Annotated in this window: 16 protein-coding genes; 14 read left to right on the plus strand and 2 right to left on the minus strand. The window is 66.4% G+C overall.

What is annotated here, in order from left to right; all coding sequences use genetic code 11:
- Positions 1-37: 37 nt before the first annotated feature.
- Positions 38-1,027, plus strand: coding sequence for a prolyl aminopeptidase (pip, locus tag Herbaro_RS07240; RefSeq protein ID WP_275013155.1), 990 nt, complete (start codon positions 38-40; stop codon positions 1,025-1,027).
- A gap of 251 nt (positions 1,028-1,278) precedes the next feature.
- Here the strand turns inward: pip and Herbaro_RS07245 are convergent, their stop codons facing one another.
- Entirely contained in the window at positions 1,279-1,773 is a 495-nt protein-coding gene (locus Herbaro_RS07245; RefSeq protein ID WP_275013156.1) for a MarR family winged helix-turn-helix transcriptional regulator, read from the minus strand.
- 110 nt (positions 1,774-1,883) lie between these two features.
- Between Herbaro_RS07245 and Herbaro_RS07250 the strand changes: the two genes are divergently transcribed.
- From Herbaro_RS07250 to Herbaro_RS07260, 3 genes are read left to right on the plus strand one after another with little or no spacing between them, the layout of a single operon-like run.
- Positions 1,884-3,074 carry an HlyD family secretion protein gene (locus tag Herbaro_RS07250; RefSeq protein ID WP_275013157.1) on the plus strand — a complete coding sequence of 397 codons (1,191 nt, stop codon included), beginning with the start codon at positions 1,884-1,886 and terminating at the stop codon, positions 3,072-3,074.
- Complete coding sequence (locus Herbaro_RS07255) at positions 3,071-4,627, plus strand: MDR family MFS transporter (RefSeq protein WP_275013158.1); 1,557 nt, start codon at positions 3,071-3,073, stop codon at positions 4,625-4,627. Before Herbaro_RS07250 ends, Herbaro_RS07255 begins: the two co-directional genes overlap by 4 nt.
- Positions 4,627-6,108: an efflux transporter outer membrane subunit gene (locus Herbaro_RS07260; protein ID WP_275013979.1), complete on the plus strand. Its 1,482-nt coding sequence runs from the start codon at positions 4,627-4,629 to the stop codon at positions 6,106-6,108. Before Herbaro_RS07255 ends, Herbaro_RS07260 begins: the two co-directional genes overlap by 1 nt.
- Before the next feature lie 73 nt (positions 6,109-6,181).
- Here the strand turns inward: Herbaro_RS07260 and Herbaro_RS07265 are convergent, their stop codons facing one another.
- Positions 6,182-7,093 (minus strand): LysR family transcriptional regulator, encoded by a 912-nt coding sequence (locus Herbaro_RS07265; RefSeq protein WP_275013159.1) that lies wholly within the window; start codon positions 7,091-7,093, stop codon positions 6,182-6,184.
- 329 nt (positions 7,094-7,422) lie between these two features.
- Between Herbaro_RS07265 and Herbaro_RS07270 the strand changes: the two genes are divergently transcribed.
- The 10 genes from Herbaro_RS07270 to Herbaro_RS07315 all read left to right on the plus strand — a co-directional run bounded on the left by Herbaro_RS07270 (position 7,423) and on the right by Herbaro_RS07315 (position 17,586).
- Positions 7,423-8,961: an ABC transporter substrate-binding protein gene (locus Herbaro_RS07270; RefSeq protein ID WP_275013160.1), complete on the plus strand. Its 1,539-nt coding sequence runs from the start codon at positions 7,423-7,425 to the stop codon at positions 8,959-8,961.
- A gap of 74 nt (positions 8,962-9,035) precedes the next feature.
- A complete protein-coding gene (locus tag Herbaro_RS07275; RefSeq protein WP_275013161.1) occupies positions 9,036-9,953 on the plus strand; it encodes an ABC transporter permease in 918 nt (305 codons plus the stop codon).
- Positions 9,954-9,982: 29 nt separating this feature from the next.
- Positions 9,983-10,900, plus strand: a complete 918-nt coding sequence (locus tag Herbaro_RS07280) for an ABC transporter permease (protein ID WP_275013162.1) — start codon at positions 9,983-9,985, stop codon at positions 10,898-10,900.
- A 16-nt stretch (positions 10,901-10,916) separates the two neighbouring features.
- Positions 10,917-11,927 (plus strand): ABC transporter ATP-binding protein, encoded by a 1,011-nt coding sequence (locus Herbaro_RS07285; RefSeq protein WP_275013163.1) that lies wholly within the window; start codon positions 10,917-10,919, stop codon positions 11,925-11,927.
- On the plus strand, positions 11,924-12,784 hold the full coding sequence (locus Herbaro_RS07290) for an ATP-binding cassette domain-containing protein (protein WP_275013164.1): 861 nt from the start codon (positions 11,924-11,926) through the stop codon (positions 12,782-12,784). The genes Herbaro_RS07285 and Herbaro_RS07290 overlap by 4 nt, the downstream gene beginning before the upstream one ends.
- Positions 12,785-12,885: 101 nt before the next feature.
- A complete protein-coding gene (locus Herbaro_RS07295) occupies positions 12,886-14,295 on the plus strand; it encodes a M20 family metallopeptidase (protein ID WP_275013165.1) in 1,410 nt (469 codons plus the stop codon).
- A 24-nt stretch (positions 14,296-14,319) separates the two neighbouring features.
- Positions 14,320-15,513 (plus strand): M20 aminoacylase family protein, encoded by a 1,194-nt coding sequence (locus Herbaro_RS07300; protein WP_275013166.1) that lies wholly within the window; start codon positions 14,320-14,322, stop codon positions 15,511-15,513.
- Between the two features lie 70 nt (positions 15,514-15,583).
- A complete protein-coding gene (locus tag Herbaro_RS07305) occupies positions 15,584-15,883 on the plus strand; it encodes a hypothetical protein (protein WP_275013167.1) in 300 nt (99 codons plus the stop codon).
- 92 nt (positions 15,884-15,975) lie between these two features.
- On the plus strand, positions 15,976-16,293 hold the full coding sequence (locus Herbaro_RS07310) for a hypothetical protein (RefSeq protein WP_275013168.1): 318 nt from the start codon (positions 15,976-15,978) through the stop codon (positions 16,291-16,293).
- Positions 16,294-16,917: 624 nt separating this feature from the next.
- The gene (locus tag Herbaro_RS07315; protein ID WP_275013169.1) at positions 16,918-17,586 is read left to right on the plus strand and encodes a DUF2026 family protein; all 669 of its coding nucleotides are present in this window, start codon (positions 16,918-16,920) and stop codon (positions 17,584-17,586) included.
- The last annotated feature ends 359 nt before the right edge of the window (positions 17,587-17,945 follow it).

Consider the following 17,945-nt stretch of genomic DNA (forward strand, 5'->3'; position numbering starts at 1 on the left):
CTGTTCGTTCCCGTTCAACCCGCATTAGGATCCGCCGATGACTTCAGCCGCGCCCCAGCTTGCCGATTCCGATTCCATTTCCACGCCGCGCACCTTCTATCCGCCTATCGAGCCTTACGACAAGGGCTTGCTGGACGTCGGCGGCCATCGCGTGTACTGGGAAGTGTGCGGCAATCCGCAGGGCAAGCCGGTGGTGTTCCTGCATGGCGGCCCCGGCGGCGGCAGCGGGCCTTCGCATCGCCGCCTGTTCAATCCCGAGAAATACCGTATCGTGCTGTTCGACCAGCGCGGCTGCGGGCGTTCGCTGCCGCATGCCAACCTGGACGCCAACACCACCTGGGACCTGGTGGCCGACATCGAACGCCTGCGCGAGATGCTCAAGATCGAGCGATGGCAGGTCTTCGGCGGCTCCTGGGGCAGCACGCTGGCGCTGGCCTACGCCGAGACGCATCCGGAGCGCGTGACCGAGCTGGTGCTGCGCGGGATCTTCCTGATGCGCCGGGCCGAGCTGCTCTGGTACTACCAGGAAGGCGCCTCGTGGATGGCGCCGGATCGCTGGGAAGAATTCCTCGCCCCCATCCCGGAAGACGAGCGCGGCGACCTCATCACCGCCTACCGCAAGCGCCTGACCGGCAACGACGAGGCCGCCAAGCTGCAGGCCGCGCGCGCCTGGAGCCGCTGGGAGGCCGGCACCATCACGCTGGTGTCGGACCAGCGCCTGATCGATTCCTTCAACGACGCCTTGTTCGCGCTGGCCTTTGCGCGCATCGAGAATCACTACTTCTTCAACAATGGATTCATGGAGGAGGGCCAACTGCTGTCCAATGCGTCTCGCCTGAAGGACATCCCCGGCGTGATCGTGCAAGGGCGCTACGACCTTGCCACGCCGCCGAAGTCGGCGTGGGATTTGCACAAGGCCTGGGCGGGTTCGGAGCTGCATCTGGTCGATGGCGCAGGGCATGCTTATAACGAGGCGGGCATCCTGGATAAATTGATCGGCGCGACTGACCGGTTTGCGGATCGTTGATGTTTTTTGTGTTGCGCCTCAGCGGCCGTTAATGCATGACCAAAGCCGCTGGATCCCGGCCTTCGCCGGGATGACAAGCAAGAGATGACTTGAACCTGTGGAGGTTCGAGTTTGCTCACACCTCGTCGTCCCGGCGAAGGCCGGGACCCAGTGTCGTTCGTCGCAAACCAATCAACGCCAATTCCATTCGCGCTGAACAACGGGGCATGCGCGCACCGAAATTTGCGACCAGTGAATTGACCTGCCTCCCGCTATTTACGGCCGCGCTTGCCGTGCGCCTCCGCCGCGGCCTCTGACATCTCTCCTTCCAATTCCGCCAGCCGGCTGTTGAGCTTGTTCAACAGCAACGCCAGCTGGCGCGTCTCTTTCTGGTCCAGCGCCTCGAACAGGCGCTGGCCGAAGCGCTGCTTCAACGGTTCCGATGTGCATAGCACTTCCCGGCCCAATTCTGTCAAAGAGATTTGCTTCACCCGGCGATCGCCGGTATCGGCTATTCGTTCCACCAGACCGTCGCGCTCCATGCCGTCGACCGCCTCGGTAATCGTGCGCGGGGCGAAACCGAAGGCTTCGGCCAGGTCGGTCGAGCGCAGCGGGCCGTTGCGGCCGATGTGGACCAGCATCTTGGCGCGCGCCAGCGTGGTGCCCTGGGTGCCCATGAGCTTGTCCAGCGCCCGGTGCGAACGCAGGTAGAAATCGCGCAGGGCGTCGGCGGCTTCGGTGTAGTCGTTTGTAAAGCTGGTGGACATGATTTTCTCGGATACCATATCATATGGTACCTCACTAATTCCTGTGATAGCTGATTTGCAAGGTTCACACGCCCGGCAATCCGGGCAACACCGATATTAGGATAAAAAAGATGACAGACGCCACAACAAGCAATACCGGGGGGCAAGGGAACCCCGGGCAGGACAACAACGGCAAGCAGAAGAAACGCATGAGCCCGCGCGCCAGGTTCATCCTGCGCGCGCTGATGGTGATCGCGTTGGTGATAGTGGCGGCGTGGATCCTCTATTACCAGTTCCGCGGCAAGTACCTGGAGAGCACCAACGACGCCTTCGTCTATGCCGACAGCGTGACCGTCTCGCCCAAGGTGTCCGGCTACGTCGAGCAAGTGTTCGTGGCCGACAACCAGGACGTGAAGGCCGGCCAGCCGCTGGTGCGCATCGACCCGCGCGACTACTCGGCGCAGGCCGCGCAGTCCAAGGCGCAGATCGACGCCGCCGGCGCCAGCGAGGAAGCCGCCCGTGCGCAGCTGGCCGAGCAGAAGGCCGCGATCGACCAGGCCCGCGCGCAGCTGGCGTCGGCCGAGGAAGACGCCCGCTTCGCCGCCGCCGAGGTCGAGCGCTACACGCCGCTGGCGGCTTCCGGCGCTGAGACGCGCGAGCGCCTGACCACGCTGCGCAACCAGTCGGCCCAGGCCAGGTCCACCGTGGCTGCGCGCCGCGCGGCGCTGGATGCGGCGCAGCTGCGCGTGCATTCGATCCAGGCCCAGGTGCGCCAGGCCCAGGCCCAGGGCGAGACCGCCAAGGCGCAATACGACGCCGCCGCCGTCAATCTCGGCTCCACGGAAGTGCGCGCCAGCGTCGACGGCCGCATCGGCGACAAGCAGGTGCGCGTCGGCCAGTTCGTCTCGGCCGGCACGCGCATGATGACCGTGGTGCCGAGCAATTTCTACGTCACCGCCAACTACAAGGAAACCCAGATCGGCATGATGCGCATCGGCCAGCCCGCCGTGATCAAGGTGGACGCCTTGCCGGGCCTGGAATTCCAGGGCCATGTGGAAAGCATCTCGCCCGGCACCGGCGCCCAGTTTTCATTGCTGCCGCCGCAGAACGCCACCGGCAACTTCACCAAGATCGTCCAGCGCGTGCCGGTGCGCATCGCCGTGGACGCTTCGCCGCAGGACCGCAAGGTGTTCGTGGCCGGGCTGTCGGTGACGGTGGAGGTCAACACCATTGCCGCCCGCGATGAAGCGCGCGCGCAGCGCGAGCGCAACAGCGAAGCCAATGCCACGGTGGATGCGAAGCCGGCCAAGGAGCCGCGTTGAACGCCGCCGCCAAGCCTCTCGGCGCCAACGGCGAGAAGGCCGACGCCGCGGCCTGGCTGGCGGTGGCGGCCGGCACGCTGGGCGCGCTGATGGCGACGCTGGACATCTCCATCGTCAACTCGTCGCTGCCCACCATCCAGGGCGAGATCGGCGCCTCCGGCACCGAAGGCACCTGGATCGCCACTGCCTACCTGGTGGCCGAGATCGTGATCATTCCGATGTCGGCCTGGCTGGAGCGCCTGCTCGGACTGCGCGTGCTGCTGCTGGGCGCAGCCAGCCTGTTCACCATGTTCTCGGTGCTGTGCGGACTGTCGACCACGTTGACCATGATGATCGTCGGCCGCGTCGGCCAGGGTTTTACCGGCGGCGCGCTGATCCCCACGGCCATGACCATCATCGCCACCCGGCTGCCGCGCGCGCAGCAGCCGGTGGGCAACGCCATGTTCGGCGCCACCGCCATCCTCGGGCCGGTGCTGGGGCCGGTGCTGGGCGGCTGGCTCACCGAGAACGTCAGCTGGCACTACGCCTTCTTCATCAACCTGCCGGTGGGCGCGGCCCTGATCACACTGCTGCTGGTGGCGATCCCATATGAACGTCCCAAGTTCGAGCAACTGGCCGAGGCCGACTGGTTCGGCATTGCCGGCCTGGCGCTGGGCCTCGGTGGGCTGACCGTGGTGCTGGAGGAGGGCGAGCGCGAGCAGTGGTTCTCCTCGCCCGACATCCGCTGGCTGGCCGCCGCGTCGGTGCTGGGCTTCATCCTGCTGGCGATCGGCCAGGTCCGCGCCCGGCATCCGGTGATCCAGCTGCGCCTGTTGCGCGACCGCCAGTTCGGTTCGGTGGTGATGATGGCGATGATCGTCGGCGTGGCGCTGTACGGCACCGCCTACGTGATCCCGCAGTTCCTCTCCGGCATCGCCGGCTACAACTCGCTGCAGTCGGGCTGGGTGGTGCTGCTCTCGGGCGTGCCGATGATCCTCATGATGCCGTTCACGCCGATGCTCATGCGCCTGGTCGACATCCGCATCGCGGTGGGCACCGGCTTCCTGCTGCTGGCCATGTCGGCCTTCATCGAGACCGACCTCAGCCCGCTCTCGTACGGCGGCTCCTTCGTCGCCTCGCAGCTGATGCGCGGCGTCGGCACGGTGCTGGCGATGCTGTTCCTGAACCAGGCGGCGATCCGCTCGGTGCCGGCCTCGCAGGCGGGCGACGCCTCGGGCCTCTACAGCGCGGCGCGCAACCTGGGCGGCTCGCTGGCGCTGGCCAGCATCGCCGTGATCCAGGACCAGCGCCTGTGGCTGCACAGCCGCCGGCTGGAAGAAAGCCTGTCGGCCAACTCCGAGCTGGTGCAGTCCACCATCGCCGCCCAGGGCCACCTGCTGGGCGGCCAGGATACCGCCATCCGCCTCCTGGGCAGCACCATCCAGGCGCAGGCGCTGACCATGACCTACGCCGACCTGTTCTGGATGCTGGGCGTGGCCATTCTTTGCGTCACACCGCTGGTGCTGTTCCTGCGTCCCTTGCCGACCCACGCCGCGCCGGTGGCCTCACACTGATCATGACTATGCACAAGACCATTCATCCATTTCCCGCCGCGCGCCTGGTCGCGCTGGCCGCCGCCGCGCTGCTGGCCGGCTGCGCGCTCGGTCCCGACTATGCCGGTCCGCCGGAGGCCGCGCCCCACGCCGGCGCCGGCGGCCGCTTCGTGCGCGCCGGCGCCGACGCCGATGCCGCCATCCCCGCCAACCGCTGGTGGGAAGGGCTGGGCGATCCCCTGCTCAACAGCCTGGTGCAGCGCGCGCTGGAGGCCAATCCCAATCTCGGCGTGGCGCGCGCCCGGCTGCTGCAGTCGCGCGCCGCGCTGGGGCTGGAGGAGGCCAACGCCGCGCCCAGCGTCGGCGCCTCGGCGCTGGCGGCGCATGCGCGGTTGCCGCCGGTGAACCTGCAAGGACTGTCGGGCTCCTCGAATTCCTCTTCGTCCTCCTCGTCGTCGCCGACCAGCGTCAACCTCTACAGCCTGGGCTTCGACGCCAGCTGGGAGGTCGACCTGTTCGGCGCCCACCGGCGCGCGGTGCAGGCCGCCGGCGCCGGCGCCCAGGCGGCCGAGGCCTCGCTGGCCGACGTCCAGGTCAGCCTGGCGGCCGAAGTGGCCAATGCCTACATCAACCTGCGCGACCGCCAGCAGCGCCTGGCGCTGGGCGAGCAATCGGTCAAGGCGCAGGAAAACATGCTGGCGCTGACCGGTCAGCGCGTCGAGCGCGGCACTGCATCGTCGCTGGACCAGATCCGCATCCAGAACCAGCTCGACGGCACCCGCGCCGACCTGGTGCCGCTGCAGGCCGAGCGCGACGCTTACCTGAACCAGCTGGCCACGCTGCTGGGGCAGGAGCCGGGCGCGCTGGACAACGAGCTGGCCGCTATCGCGCCGGTGCCGCTGCCGCCGCAGCAGGTCGCGGTGGGCGACCCGGCGGCGCTGTTGCGTCGCCGCCCCGACGTGCGCGCGGCCGAACGCACGCTGGCCTCCGACACCGCCAAGATCGGCCAGGCTGAGGCGGCGCGCTATCCCAGCCTGAAGCTGTTTGGCGTGCTCGGCCTGGGCGGCACGCATCCGTCCGACCTCACCAGGCTGGACGACTTCGCCGCCATCGGCGCGCCCATGCTGAGCTGGAATTTCCTCGACTTCGGTCGCGCCAAGGCGCGCGTCACGCAGGCCGAGCGCGTGCGCGACGAGGCCGAGATGAAGTATCGCCAGGCGGTGCTGGAGGCGCTGCGCGATGCCGAGGACTCGCTCTCGCGCTTCCGCTACGGCCGCGTGACGGTGGCCACCGTGGCGCGCAGCAAGGCTTCTGCCGACCGTGCGCTGGCGTTGGCCAGCCAGCGCTACCAGGCCGGCACCGGCACGCTCATCGAGGTGCTGGACACCACGCGCCAGCAGCTCGTCGCGCAGCAGAACCTGTTGCAGGCCGAGGCCAACCTGACGCGCAGCTTCGTGGGCATCCAGAAGGCGCTGGGCCTGGGCTGGTCGGATCAGTCCTGAACGCGCAGCGTTGCACCCTGCAAGAATGCCGTGGCCGGTTTCCCGCCACGGCATTTTTCATTGCGGCGCCGGACTACAGGTCCTTGCTCAGGTCCGCCACCAGGTATTCGAGGAAGATCTCCACGCTGCGCGGCAGCGTGCGTCCGGCCAGCGTCTGCACTTCGACGAAACGGCCGTCGTCGGGACAATCGCGGATCGGCCGCATGGTCAGCTCGCCGCTGGCGATGCGGTAGCGCACCGTGACCTCGCCGGTGATCGAGAGCGCATCGTTGTCCAGCACGTAATTGTGCAGCGCCTGGATGTAGTTGCTGGTCATGACAGGTTCGATTACGACCTGCTGGCGGCTGCAGGCGATGTCGAACAGCTGGCGCAGCGTGGTGGTGGGATCCGGCAGCGCCAGTGGGTAAGGGCGGATCTGCGACAGCGAGATCTGGCGGAAGCGCGCCAGCGGATGCTCGTTGCGCATCACCAGCGCGATCGGGCCGGGCTGGCGGTGCACCACCTTGATCTCCGGCTCCGGCAGGCGCGAGAAGGTCAGGCCGATGTCGGCATTGCCCTCGCGCACCTGGCGCGATACCGCCGCCGGCGCGCCGACGAAGAGCTGGAACACGAAGCCGGGGTATTTCTTCTGGAAGGCGTTGATCAGTCGCGGCAGGAAATCGATCGAGAAACCCTCCGAGGCCGACAGCCGCACGCGCCCGCTGCGCAAGCCCTTGAGCGCCTGCAGGTCGGCCACCACCCGATCCGCCTCCAGCGCCATCTTGCGCGCATGCGCGGCCAGCATCTCGCCGCCGGCCGAGAGCACCATGCCGCGCGGGCGCCGCTCGAACAGCACGGTGTCCAGGGTTGCCTCCAGGCTGCTGATCTGGCGGCTGATGGCGGAGCTGGCCACGTTGAGCCGTTGCGAGGCTTCGCTGATGGAACCGCAGCGGACCACTTCCAGGAAGTAGCGCAGGGCGGTGTCTTGCAGGTGCTGCGATTTCATTGCGGGCCTCGTTTCGGTGCTGTGGGCCGGCGGTTGGCGGCGGCCCGGAAAATATTTCAAACGATTTATTTGGTGCGGGCTTCACGTCTTTGGTGCGCCTGCCGCCGCGCAACCGCCGGCAAAAATGCTGCATCTGCTTGCGGCGCCGCGGCCCAGCTGTAATGCGGGTTTTGCGGCCGGCATCACATTGTGGTGCACAAATCCAGTCATCTGTTTTCGGCAACGCAGGCTTAGAAATTTGCTTATTGCGGCATCGATAAAACGTGGCCTAGTATGCCCTCGACGTCGCTGTTTTTTCAAATTTCTCTTAATCGAAAGAAGGGGTTGGAATGAACGCACTAAAGAAATCCGCACTGGCATGGACGCGATGTGCGCTGCTGGCGGCCGGCGCCGGCGCATCGTTTTCAGCGATGGCCACCAAGGCCAACGACACCCTCATCTATGCCTCCGACAGCGAGGTCGAAAACATCAGCCAATATCACAACAACCTGCGCGAAGGCGTGATCCTGGCCCACCTGATCTGGGACACCCTGGTGTACCGCGACCCCAAGACCAACGAATACAAGCCGCAGCTGGCGACCGCCTGGAAGTGGGAGTCGCCCACCGCGCTGGTGCTGGACCTGCGCCAGGGCGTGACGTTCCAGAACGGCGACAAGTTCGGCGCCGATGATGTGGTGTTCACCTTCAACTACGCCGTTTCGCCGGAGTCGAAGGCGGTGACGCGCCAGAATACCGACTGGATCAAGAGCGCCGAGAAGCTGGGCGACTACAAGGTGCGCCTGAACCTGAAGGCGCCGTTCCCGGCCGCGCTGGAATACCTGGCCGGCCCGCTGCCGATCTACCCGGCGGCCTACTTCAAGAAGGTCGGGCTGGAGGGCTTCTCCAAGGCGCCGATCGGCACCGGCCCGTACAAGGTCACCTCGGTCACGCCGGGGCAGGGCGTGACGCTGGTCAAGAACGCCGGTTACTTCAAGGACAGCCCGCAGGGCCAGCCCTCCATCGGCAACATCAAGTTCGTGGTCATCCCCGATCCGGAAACGCGCGCGGCCCAGCTCATGACCGGCGCCATCGACTGGATCTGGCGCGTGCCGCCGGACCAGGCCGATTCGCTCAAGACCAACCCCAAGCTGGCGGTGCAAAGCGGCGAGACCATGCGCGTGGGCTTCGTCACGCTGGACGCCACCGGCTCCTCCTCGGCCAACTCGCCGTTCAAGGATGTGCGCGTGCGCCAGGCGGTGAACCATGCGATCAACCGCAAGGGCATCGCCGAGAACCTGATGCGCGGCGGCAGCCAGCCGGTCTATACGGCTTGCTTCCGTACCCAGTTCGGGTGCGATAGCAACGCCGCCATCAAGTTCGACTACAACCCGGCCAAGGCCAAGGAGCTGCTGGCGGCGGCCGGCTATGCCAACGGCTTCGACACCGATATCTATGCCTACCGCGAGCGCGAGGTGGCCGAGGCCATCATCGGCGACCTGCACAAGGTGGGCATCCGCGCGCGGCTGCACTACATGAAGTTCGCGGCCCTGCAGAACGAGTACCGCGCCGGCAAGACGCCCATGAGTTTCTATTCCTGGGGCTCGTTCTCGATGAACGACACCTCGGCCTTCGCCGGCGTCTACTTCAAGGGCAGCGCCGACGACATCACCAAGGATCCGCAGTTGCAGCAGTACCTGCAGACGGCCGACTCCTCGATCGATCCGGCGGTGCGCAAGGCCAACTACACCAAGGCGCAGGAGCTGATCTCCAAGCAGGCCTACGTGGCGCCGCTGTTCTCGTATTCGACTTTCTACGCCTACAGCGCGCAGCTGAAGTTCCAGGGCTATCCGGATGAGCTGCCCCGTTTCTACGAGGCTGCCTGGAAGTAGCAGGCCGGGCGCCGGGGTTTGCCCGGCGCCCTGACTCACCCGCATTCCCGCCAACCGCCCGAGGAAAGGCCGCCATGTTGATCTACATCCTGCGCCGTATGGCCATCGCCCTGTGCGTGGCGCTGACGGTTTCCGTGGTCAGCTTCTCGCTGTTGCACCTGTCGGGCGACCTGGCGGTATCGATCGCCGGCCCCGAAGCCACCGCGGCCCAGGTCGAGGCGGTGCGCACCCAGTTCGGGCTGGACCGGCCGATGGCCACGCAATACCTGGAGTGGCTGGGCCGGGCCGTGCAGCTGGACTTCGGCAATTCCTTCTACTTCCAGGGGCCGGTCATGGAGATGATCGCCGAGCGCCTGCCGATCACCTTCAAGCTGGGCGGCAGCGCCTTGCTGCTGGCCATCTTTACAGCCATTCCGCTGGGCGTGCTGGCGGCGCTGTACCGCGACACCTGGCTCGACCGCGCGGCCTTGCTGGTGGCGGTGGTGGGGCAGGCGATGCCGAGCTTCTGGTTCGGCCTGACGCTGATCCTCATCTTCGCCGTCACGCTGCACTGGCTGCCGGTGGCCGGCAACGAGGGGTGGCAAAACTTCATCCTGCCGGCCGTGGCGCTGGGCTACTACGCCATGCCGGCCATGATGCGCCTGACGCGCGCCGGCATGCTGGAGGTGCTGGGCTCGGACTACATCCGCACCGCGCGCGCCAAGGGCCTCTCCAAATCCAGGGTGGTGTTCAAGCACGCCTTGCGCAACGCGGTGATCCCGGTGGTGGCGCTGGCGGCGGTGGAGCTGGGCTTCATGCTGGGCGGTTCGGTGGTGATCGAATCGGTGTATTCCATGCAGGGCCTGGGCCAACTGGCCTGGGACGCCATCTCGCGCAACGACTATCCCGTGGTGCAGGCGGTGGTGCTGATCATCGCCATGTTCTACATCGGCCTGACCTTCCTGGCCGACGTCATCAACGCGCTGCTCGACCCGCGCATCCGTACCCGCTGATCGCCAGGAACCAGGACCAAGGAGCCCACATGACCGCCACTTCCCCCACCCTGCAAGCGGGCGCGCTGCTGCAGGTCGCCGTCAAGCCGGTCCCGCCGTGGCGCCGCAAGCTGAACCGCCTGCTGGGCCATCGCGGCCTGATGCTGGGCGCTGCGGTGCTGGCGCTGGTGGCGCTGGCGGCGATCTTCGCGCCGCTGCTGGCGCCGCACGATCCCTTCGACCAGAACGTCTCGGCGCGCCTGATCCCGCCGGTGTGGCATGCCCAGGGTAGCTGGGAACATATCCTCGGTACCGACAAGCTGGGGCGCGACTATCTCTCGCGGCTGATCTACGGCACCCGCGTCTCGCTGACCATCGGCATTGCCGCCGCGCTGATCTCGGGCCTGATCGGCACCACGCTGGGCGTGCTGGCCGGCTACTTCGGCGGGCGCACCGACGCCGTGATCAGCTACCTGATCACCACCCGGCTGGCCATGCCGGTGGTGCTGGTGGCGCTGGCCATGGCCTCGCTGGTGGGCGGCTCGCTGAAGGTGGTGATCGTGCTGCTGGGGCTGCTGCTGTGGGACCGCTTCGCGGTGGTCACGCGCTCGGCCACGCAGCAGCTGCGCGACGCCGAGTTCATCGCCGCCGCCAAGTCCATCGGCGCCTCCACGCCCTACATCCTGGCGCGCGAGATCCTGCCCAACATCATGGGCGCGCTGATCGTGGTGGCGACGCTGGAGATGGCGCACGCGATCCTGCTGGAAGCCACGCTGTCCTTCCTCGGCCTGGGCGTGCAGCCGCCCATGCCCTCCTGGGGGCTGATGGTGGCCGAGGGCAAGTCCTACATGTTCTTCAAGCCGTGGGTGATCGTCATCCCGGGCCTGGCGCTGGCGCTGCTGGTGCTGGCCATCAACCTGGTGGGCGACGGCATCCGCGATGTCAACGCGCCCGATGGCCGCAACTGAGCCCAAGGAGAAAGCCATGAGCGTATTGCTCGATGTGAAAAACCTGAAGGTGGACCTGCCCACCGAGAACGGCATGCTGCACGCCGTGCGCGGCATCGACTTCCAGGTCAGGCGCGGCGAGATGCTGTGCCTGGTGGGCGAGTCCGGCTGCGGCAAGTCTATGACCTCGCTGGCGCTGATGGGACTGCTGCCGCGCAAGGCGCGCTGCAGCGCAGACCATATCCTGTTCGACGGCGCCGATCTCAACGGGATGAGCGAAAAACAGCTGATGCAGCTGCGCGGCAAGCGCATGGCCATGATCTTCCAGGAGCCGATGACCTCGCTCAATCCGGCCTACACGCTGGGCAACCAGCTGTGCGAGGCGATGCTGCAGCAGCCGCGCGTGTCCCGCGCCGAGGCGCGCGAGCGGGCGATCTACCTGCTGCACCGCACCGGCATCGCCAACGCCGAGGACCGGCTGCGGCAGTATCCGCACCAGCTCTCCGGCGGCCTGCGCCAGCGCGTGATGATCGCCATGTCGCTCATGTGCAGCCCCGACCTGATCATCGCCGACGAGCCGACCACGGCGCTGGACGTCACCATCCAGGCGCAGATCCTGCGCATGATCCGCGAGCTGCAGCGGGAGTTCGGCACCGCGGTGATCTTCATCACCCACGACCTCGGCGTGGTCTCGCGCATCGCCGACCGCGTGGCGGTGATGTACGCCGGACAGGTGGTGGAGACCACCGACGTCGCCCAGCTGTTCGCCCAGCCGCGCCATCCCTATACCCGCGGCCTGCTGAACTGCATCCCGGTGCGCGGTAAGACGCTGCCGGGCAGCCGCCTGCAGGCCATCCCGGGCGTGGTGCCCAGCCTGGTCGGGGAGGTCTCGGGCTGCGCCTTCCGCAATCGCTGCGCCAGGGCCGACGGCGGCTGCGAGACCGATCCGCCGATGCCCGACAAGGGCCGCGCGACGGCGCCGCACCACGTGCGTTGCCACAAGCCGGACGCGTCGACGCAGGCCGAACCGACGGAGGCGCTGGCATGAGCACGCATGACACGCAACAGGCGCAACAAACGCAGGCGCAAGGCGACGACATCGCGCTGGAGCTGTGCGCGCTGTCCAAGGTGTACCGGCTCAAGCGCGGCATGTTCAGGGAGCCGGGCGAGATCAGGGCGGTCGACGACGTGTCGTTGCGCCTGTATCGCGGCGAGACGCTGGGCCTGGTGGGCGAATCCGGCTGCGGCAAGAGCACGCTGGCCAAGATGCTGCTGGGCTTGCTGGAACCGAGTTCGGGCAACGTGCTGATCAACGGCCGCGAGGTCGATCCCGGCCACCGCAAGGAGCATGCGCGCCATATCCAGCCGATCTTCCAGGACCCGTACTCCTCGCTCAACCTGCGCAAGACGGTGGCCGACATCGTCGGCCTGCCGCTGAAGATCCACCGCATCGGCAGCGCCGCCGAGCGCGCCCGCAAGGTGCGCCAGATCCTCGACCTGGTGGGCATGCCCGAGCGCACCAGCGGCCAGTACCCGAACCAGCTCTCCGGCGGCCAGCGCCAGCGCGTGGCGATCGCGCGCGCGCTGATCCTGCGCCCCGACATCCTGATCTGCGACGAACCAACCTCGGCGCTGGACGTCTCGGTGCAGGCGCAGATACTGAACCTGCTACTGGACCTGAAGGCCGAGTTCGGACTGACCTACCTGTTCATCAGCCACGACCTGGGCGTGGTGGAGCACCTGGTGGATCGGGTGGCGGTGATGAACCAGGGTCGCATCGTCGAGCTGCAGACGCGCGAGAAGATCTTCAGCGAAGCCCAGCATCCCTACACGCGCATGCTGCTGGCCTCGGCGCTGACGCCGGAGCCCGGCCGGGGCTTGCCGCAACTGGCCGCCGCCGCATGAGATAAAGCGCAACCGCCCCATGGCCGCAGCTTGGACGCCGAAGCCGGCAGGGGCGGTTGCATCCCGTTTGCCCGAAGACATTTGACCAGAGGAGAAACAGCATGAGCAGAGCACAAGCCATTGCCGGGGTGGAAGCGTATTTCGACGACGGCCGTTTCATGGAAACGATGAAGCGCCGCGTCGCCATCCGTACCGAGAGCCAGGAGCCGGCCAGCCGTCCCATCCTGTACGACTACCTGCATCAGGAGATCGTGCCCTATCTGCAGGGCCTGGGTTTCGCCTGCGAGGTGGTGGAGAACCCGCTGCCCAACGGCAGCCCGTTCCTGATCGGCGAGCGCCTGGAGGAGGGCGCCGCCTTCACGCTCCTGACCTACGGCCACGGCGACGTGGTGCGCGGCTACGACAAGCAGTGGCGCGCCGGCCTCTCGCCGTGGGAGATCGTGGTCGACGGCGACCGCTGGTACGGCCGCGGCACCGCCGACAACAAGGCCCAGCACACCATCAACTTCGCCGCGCTGGAAGAGGTGATGAAGGCGCGCGGCGGCAAGCTGGGCTACAACGTCAAGGTGATCCTGGAGATGGGCGAGGAGACCGGCTCGCCCGGCCTGAACGCGGTGTGCGCGCAATATGCGCAGCGCCTGAAGTCGGATATCTTCATCGCCTCCGACGGCCCGCGCGTGAACGCGCCTACGCCGACCATGTTCCTCGGCTCGCGCGGCGGCTGCAACTTCGACCTCAAGGTCAACCTGCGCGACGGCGGCCACCACTCCGGCAACTGGGGCGGCCTGCTGCGCAACCCCGGGGTGCGCCTGGCCAATGCGATCGCTTGCCTGGTCGACGGTCGCGGCCGCATCCGCGTGCCCAGCCTGTTGCCGCAATCGCTGCCGCAGAGCGTGCGCGAGGCGCTGGCCGACGTCAGGGTCGGCGGTGGCCCCAGCGATCCCGAGGTCGATACCGAATGGGGCGAACCGGGCATGACGCCGGCCGAGCGCGTGTTCGGCTGGAACACGCTGGAGGTGCTGGCCTTCAAGACCGGCAACCCGGAGGCGCCGGTCAACGCCATTCCCGGCCACGCCAGCGCGCATTGCCAGATCCGTTTCGTGGTGGGTAGCGACGACGGCAACTTCCTCGCCAATATCCGCGCCCATCTCGATGCGCACGGCTACAACGACGTCGAGGTGGCCTTGTCCGGCGTGCAGTTTTCCGCCACGCGGCTCGATCCGGACGACGAGTGGGTGCGCTGGGGCCTGGCCTCGATGCAGGAGACCAGCGGCAAGAAGCCCACGCTCCTGCCCAACCTCGGCGGCTCGCTGCCCAACGACGTGTTCTACGAGACGCTGGGCCTGCCCACGCTGTGGGTGCCGCACTCCTATCCGGCCTGCTCGCAGCACGCGCCCAACGAGCATATACTGGCCAGCGTTTCGCGCGAATCGCTGCAAGTCATGGCCGGGCTGTTCTGGGACCTGGCCGAGCAGGGCGCGCAGGTCATGGCGCGCCGCGCGGCCGCCTGAACCGCAACCGCACGGAGAACAACAATGAGCCACGCCAACACGCTGTCCCGGGTCGCCGACCTGGAAGATATCAAGGACGAGATCGTCGGCATCCGCCGCCATATCCACCAGCATCCCGAGCTGTCCTTCCAGGAGGCCGACACCGCCGCGCTGGTGGCGGCGCGGCTGGAAGAGTGGGGCTACGCTGTGACCCGCAACATCGGCGGCAACGGCCTGGTGGGCACGCTGCGAGCCGGATCGGCGACGCGCAGCATCGGCCTGCGCGCCGACATGGACGCCTTGCCCATCGCCGAGGAGACCGGTCTGGAGTGGGCCAGCCGCAAGCACGGCACCATGCACGCCTGCGGCCACGACGGCCACACCGCCATGCTGCTGGGCGCGGCCAGGCACCTGGCGCGCACCCGCAACTTCGACGGCACCCTGAACCTGATCTTCCAGCCGGCCGAGGAAGCCGGTTTCGACAGCGGCGCGCAAAAGATGCTGGAAGACCGGCTGTTCGAGCGCTTCCCCTGCGACGCCGTGTTCGGCATCCACAACCATCCTGGCGTGGCCGCCGGCACCTTCATGTTCCGCAGCGGGCCGTTCATGGCCGCCTGCGACACCGTCAAGATCAGGCTCACCGGCCGCGGGAGCCATGCGGCGCGGCCGCACCAGTCGGTCGATCCCATCGTCGTGGCCGCCAGCCTGGTGATGGCCTTGCAGACGGTGGTCTCGCGCAACGTCGACCCGATGGAAACGGCGGTGATCACGGTAGGCACGCTGCACGCCGGCAATGCGGCCAACGTGATTCCCGAGTACGCGACCATGGAGCTGAGCGTGCGCTCCTTCAAGCAGGAGGTGCGCGAGCTGCTGGAGCAGCGCATCCGCGCGCTGGTGGAGACCCATGCCGCCAGCTACGGCGCGCGCGCCGACATCGACTACCTGCACGGCTATCCGGTGCTGGTCAACAGCGACGCCGAAACCGAGTTCGCGCGCAGCGTGGCGGTGGAACTGGTGGGAGAGGACAAGGTGATCCCGTCCTTCGGGCCGATCGCCGGCAGCGAGGACTTCGCCTACTTCCTGCAGCAGCGGCCGGGCTGCTTCCTGCGCGTGGGCAATGGCCAGGGGCAGCCGATGCTGCACAACGCCGGCTACGACTTCAACGACGAGAACATCCCGGTCGGCGCCGCCTACTGGAGCCGGCTGGTGGAACGCTGGCTGCCGGTCAAGCCGGGCTGAGCAGGCGCGCGGCGCGGCGGCCTGCCACAAAGCCGTGCGGGACTTGCTTATGCGCGCGCAGAATAAGCGCATGACGATTGCTTCGTTCACGGCCTGGCCATCCTTGGATATAGTCAGGCCGTCTCCTCAACACTCCTGGACTTGGACTATTGAGTTTGAACCCGCCCGGCGCAAGCCCGGCGGGTTTTCTTTTTTTGCCGCCGTTTCAGGCAGCCCCCGGCCGCGTTTTTCGGGTGGCCGCGCCGCGCATTTTCCCGCCGCCGTTTTCTCAGGTTTTCCCCTATGTGGCGTATATGCCATGGCCGTCTTCAAATTCAGGAATTCCCCGATGGTTGGCGCGCGTCCGAATGCCTACCATGAGCATCAATGAAACGCGGTCTGTGTCTCCGGATTCGAAGCAGTGCGACGAATTGCCGAAATGAACTATAGACCCTTGTTGATGGAGTTCGATAGGAGGTCGTCATGCATTTCGTCACCGAATCCGTACCGGGTGAGATCACCCTGATGTTCATCAGTTACCTGCTGTTCTGCTCGGTGCTGATGTACCTGTTCGTCAAGACCGACCGCGAGTGGGGCCTCATGGAAGTATCGCTGGACGAGGGCCCGCGCGACCAGCAGGCAAGCAGCGCGTCGGCCCTGCTGTTCTCAAGCGCCGAGATCGGCGCCGAGCCGATGTTCGCCGACGAGGCATCGCGCCAGTCGCTGCGCCATTGCACGCAGCACCACGAGGTGGACTGCACCTGCTTCATGCAGCGCAGGGACGGCGCAGCTCAGCTGTAAATGAATGGGATACGGCGCCGGGCCTTCCTGGGGAAAGGACGGCCGGGCGCAAGGTGGGGGAGGAAAAGGGCGCCGCCAGCGCAGTTCACCACGGCGGTTTCCGGACGGGGAGCAGTTGCAGTACCGGTAGGGGGAAAGTTTTTGCAGCAAGGGGTTGTAGTTCGTAGTTCGTAGTTCGTAGTTCGTAGTTTGTAGTTGGAAACATGCAGCAGGCAGCAGAAGGAAATCCGTGCGAGTAGTGGTGCTCAAGCTGGAAGACCGTGGCAGCAAATGCAGCAGAAGCAGTATCGGCAGTATCTGAAGTGGCAGTCCATGCAGTCCATGCAGTACGCAGTACCAATGCAATTGAAGTAGCAGTAGCGGCAATACCGCAGTTGATATATCCGCAGTAGAAGTGCAAGCAGTATCCGCAGTCAGTATCGGCAACTGCGAGCCCGCAGTTGCAGTGAGCAGCAAGGCAGTGGCAGTACAGCAGTAGCAGCAAGGCAGTCTTCTTGAGGGTGGAACGGCAAGCCGTGAGGCCGCAGGGAAATTCCAAGGCGCGTCACGCAACGGGAGTGTGCAGCTGCACTTCCGGGAGCGGCCAGGCGGCTTGCCCGTTCTTTTCCATGAGAAAATGACGAGATGCAAAATTCATCGCCATCCTCCCAGAAGCTGCGTCCGCTGATTCCATTGGCCGACTATCAGCGCATCTTCCGTGTCGTGCACTCGGTACTCCAGAGCGTCGAAGCGGATATCCCGGCCGCAAGCTTTTTCTTCAGCGTCACTGCGGCACAGATCCTGAAGAAGTTCTATAAACGCAATGCGTTTCCCGTTGCAGGCGCGGCGTTCTACCTGATCAACCAGGAGAGCGGCGGCGCGCTGTCCTTCGGCGAGCTGGGCGAAGACGCCCAATCCATCGCCAGCAACCATGACGCATTCCATACCTGGGTTCAATGCGATGGTTACGCAATCGACTTCATGGCGCCGGTATTTCAGGAATTGCTCGCCGCGGCAGGCCATGCGCTGCCGGTGTCCCGCAATATGTTCCAGAAGGACCTCGGCCGCATGAGCGGCTCGGCGACGGCCCTGGCCGCGCCCGGCGATTTCTTCCTGGCGCCCAATCTTGAACTCACGCGCGAGCTGCTGCAGCAGTTCATGGCCAAGAAGGCGCTGACCAACCTGTCCCAGGTTTGCATCGAGTGGTACCGCAAGCCGCCCCGTGCGATGCCGGACGACCTGGCGCTGCAAGGAGAAGAGGGCGAGGTCTCGCGCATCCGCTTGATCCCGACCGCCATCGACGGCGTCTGGTAAGCGCGCAATCGTGCACGGCGTTCGCCGCCTGGCGGACGGGCGCTTGCATGGGATCGTAACCGGGAAGTCGAGGCGGACGCCTCCGTAGGGAGGGTGTGCTGGACGAGTGTCCAACACACCATGCGATCATGCATATCGGTTGCATGTACCGCACTAGAGACAAGACTTTAACCATCCTATGTGACGCCGTCGTGACACGCCGGCCTTCCTCCGCAATTTCTTTCGCCCGGGCTGGCCGGCATCCGTCGAGGAGCCGATGTCATGCCCGTGTAACACGGCGCCATTACTATCCGCTCTGTCTCCTCTGTACCTGTTGCAGATGTTTCGCCTGCGATGCGAGCGCGTCGCAGGCATTTTTC

Source organism: Herbaspirillum sp. WKF16 (assembly GCF_028993615.1).
In the GTDB taxonomy this organism is placed as follows: domain Bacteria; phylum Pseudomonadota; class Gammaproteobacteria; order Burkholderiales; family Burkholderiaceae_D; genus Herbaspirillum.